The following is a 3,428-nucleotide window of genomic DNA, read 5'->3' as shown; positions in this document are numbered from 1 at the left end:
CTTAACCACAATGTCAGGTTGTGCAGGGTTGAGCCCTCGCCGTCAACGGTCGATTCATCGTGGAAGGCGCAAAAGCCCGGGCGATCCGCGCAGAACAAGCGGTAGGCATTTCCGGGGGTAAGGATGCTTCTCAACAGATTCTGGCGCTCGAGGAGCGGCAATTTCGCGCTGCTGATGGGGCTCGGGGCGCCGGCCATTCTGTCGGCCGTGGCCTTCGCGGTCGACGTGTCCACCGTCATGCGGGCCAAGAGCAACCTGCAGAATGCGCTCGACGCCGCAAACCTTGCCTCCTCGCATCTCGGCGACCTCGAGATTTCCCGTACCGATGCCTTCGACCGCTATTTTCAGGCCAACATCACCGGGCATGGCGAACTTGCCAATGTGCAGGCGACGCTGACCGTCGACAGGGGCGTCAACTTCATCAAGACCAAGGCGGTTGCCACGGCGGACGTCAATTTGAACTTCGGCTTCCTGTTCGGCCGCAACAGACACATCGCCGTCGATGCCTCGGCGGTCGAATCGAACAATCAGCTCGAAGTCGTGCTGGTGCTGGACAATACCGGCTCGATGGCTGGTGCCCGCATGACGGCGTTGAGGACGGCAACGAAGTCCTTGCTGGACACACTCGAGGCGACGAAATCGCCGACGCGCCAGGTTCGTGCTTCGCTGGTTCCCTTTGTCACGGCGGTCAATGTCAACGGCGACGGGTTCGATCCATCCTGGATCGACATGGACGGCAAGTCCTCGACCAATGGCCTCAATTTCCCCGTCATCGACGGCAAGCGGCCGAACCATATCGCACTGTTCAAGCAGTTGGGCCTGAAGGGCGGATGGCAAGATACCGGATGGAAAGGCTGCGTCGAGGCGCGCCCCGGCGCCTACAACATTTCCGATACGTCCCCCGATTCGAACAAGCCCGACACGCTGTTCGTTCCCTATTTCGCTCCCGACGATCCGGCGCCCGCCACCAGGCCGTCGGGCTCCTACGGCAATTCGACGACCGGCTACAACAATTCGTACCTCGACGACACCATAGACAAGGACAAGCTCAAGCAGTCAGGTGCCTACATTCTGGGCATTGACCTTAGCGGCCTGCTTGGCGGCGCGGTCGATGCCGTGTTGGGCGCGGATCTCGAAAAGGTCGCCAAATATGTCGCGTCGACGAACAGGATCGTCACCGAGACCGGCAGCGCGATCACTGTCGGCCCCAACCGTTCCTGCCCGACCCCCGTCGTTCCGCTGACCGACGATTTCGACAAATTGCGCAAGGCGGCAAGCCAGATGACGGAATGGAACGGTTCCGGCACCAACGTTTCGGAGGGTCTGTCCTGGGGCATGCGGGTGCTATCGCCAGGCGCGCCCTATACCGGGGGTGCGCCATTCAAGACGGCAGGCGTCAGCAAGATCGTCATGCTGCTCACCGATGGCGAGAACGTGGTCTACGGCGCCAGCAATCAGCCAACCAAATCCGATTACACGTCTTATGGATATCTGGCGGGTGGTCGCTTCGGGTCGGACAACCAGACGACGGCGGCGCGCAATGTCGACGGCTGGACCAAAAGCGTTTGCACGCAATTGAAGAACCAGGGTGTGCAGATCTACACAATGGTGTTGCAGTCCGACACCGCCGCCAATCGCACACTCTATAGTGCCTGTGCATCCGACCCGAGCGGTTACTATGCCGTCAACGACCCGGCCAAGCTGCCGGACGTTTTCCAGCAGATCGCCAACAAGTTCTCAAGGCTGCAACTGACGAATTGAGTGTTCGCCCCGCCAGTCCAGGCTGAACCCGATAGCTCGGCCGATCAACTCGTGTGGGCGACCACCTTGTCGACCGTCTCGGGGAAGAAGTCGGGCGCCGCGTGGCGCTTGCCGAACATCATGTCGTACTGGATGAGCCGGAAATCGCGGATCGCCGGGTCGATCTCCTTCTGGCGCGACCAGTCGGGCGTGGCCTCGCCGGCCGGGGTCAGGAGCAGGTTGCGGTCGACCACGCGGTAGCGCTCCCGCATCTTGCCCAGGAAGCCGGTATAGTAGGGATGGGTGATGCCGGCGGCAGTCAGGATATGATAGGGCAGGAATGCCGGGCTCACCGTGCCGAGGTTCGTGACCGGACCGGACCGGTTCGACCAGATGATCAGTGGAGTTTCGTGATGGTCAAGGGCAGCTTGCGGTGTCGGCTCCCTGCGCGGCGCGACATTGTCCCTGAGGAAGCCGGTCTCGACATAGACCGGCCCAAGCGGCGGCAGATGGTCGCCGAAGAACGCAATAACTGTCGGCCGCTCCCGCTTCTTGGCCCATTCGATCAGCCGTTCAAGGCCGCGGTCCGCGTCGGCTGAACCCTCCGCATAGCTCAACAGCGAGTCGCGGCCCCACTGGCTGATTGGCGCCTGCACCGCGTGGGTCGGGTTGTAGTAGCGGTTCGGTTCATAGGGGCCATGGTTCTGCAGGCTGACCGCGAAGAAGAACAGCGGGTCGTCGCTGGCGTCGGCTTCGCGGATGATCTCATCCGTCATCGCCGCGTCGGATGCCAGCGGTCCGCGCTTTTCCATGGGCGGCAGCGTCTCTTCCGACTTGAAATCGTTGAAGCCGAAATCGGCGTACACCGCGCCACGGTTCCAGAACCAGTTGGTGCCGGGATGGATGGCACGCGCCCTGTAGCCCTCGCTCTTCAGGAAGGTCGCCATGGAAGGCGTCGGCGTGCGCACATATTGCTGGTAAGGGATGCTCCCAGCCGGAAGGAAAGCGTTGGAAAAGCCGGTCAGCGCCTCGAATTCGATGTTGGCGGTCATGCCGCCGAATTCAGGCGAGAACATCGAACCGGAACGCAATGCCCGCACCGTCGGAATGGGATCCGGCGTGATGGTGACGCCGGGCAGCCTGGTCGGATCCCAGAAGGATTCGCTCATGACGACAATGATGTCGGGTTTTTCATCGGGCACCGAGGCCGTCGTCTGCGGCCTGTCGATAGCCGCAATCGCCTTGTCTGTGTAGCCCGGCGGCGCCGAGACATGCGCCATCGGCACGTTGAGCGCGAAGGCTAGCGCAAAGCCGTTGGACGCGTAGTTTTCCTTCTGGTCCCACATGATCGGGATGATCTGCAGCCGATCCCTGGTCCAGGAGAAGGTGGCATAGTCCATGATCGAGACGAAGAAGGCGAGCAGCGGCACCGCCAGCGTCAGCCGGGCAAGGCGGCCCTTGTGGCTGAGCGCTGGAACCTTGCGGCGCCACAGCCGCCAGCCATAGACGAGCAGCGACAGGCCGGCGATGATGCCGGCGACCATGGCGAGCGCGGTCATCGGCCGCTCACGCACGAGAAGCGGCAGCAGCGCGAAGATCTGGCGAGCGTAGAGAAAGTCAGTCGGGTAGAGCGGATCGCCGAGATAATGCGATTTCTGATGGCCGACAAAGGCCAGCGCCAGCGTCAA

2 protein-coding genes are annotated in these 3,428 nt (G+C 62.1%); one reads left to right on the top strand and one right to left on the bottom strand.

Features of this window, described 5'->3' with window-relative positions; translation table 11 throughout:
- Window positions 1-123: 123 nt before the first annotated feature.
- Window positions 124-1,761 (top strand): pilus assembly protein, encoded by a 1,638-nt coding sequence (locus C1D09_RS00810; RefSeq protein ID WP_143972541.1) that lies wholly within the window; start codon window positions 124-126, stop codon window positions 1,759-1,761.
- Window positions 1,762-1,805: 44 nt separating this feature from the next.
- Here C1D09_RS00810 and C1D09_RS00805 read toward each other — a convergent pair.
- Window positions 1,806-3,428 (bottom strand): LTA synthase family protein (locus C1D09_RS00805; RefSeq protein WP_143972540.1); only part of this gene is annotated, 1,623 nt, incomplete at its 5' end.

This window comes from Mesorhizobium intechi, from assembly GCF_002879535.1.
GTDB classification, from domain to species: domain Bacteria; phylum Pseudomonadota; class Alphaproteobacteria; order Rhizobiales; family Rhizobiaceae; genus Mesorhizobium; species Mesorhizobium intechi.
The sequence above is the reverse complement of the archived record's forward strand: the minus strand, read 5'-3'. Positions and strand labels throughout refer to the sequence as shown.

Bases quoted from the DNA above. Each gene is read 5' to 3' on its own strand.
- C1D09_RS00810 (WP_143972541.1), top strand. From the start codon at position 124: ATGCTTCTCAACAGATTCTGGCGCTCGAGGAGCGGCAATTTCGCGCTG.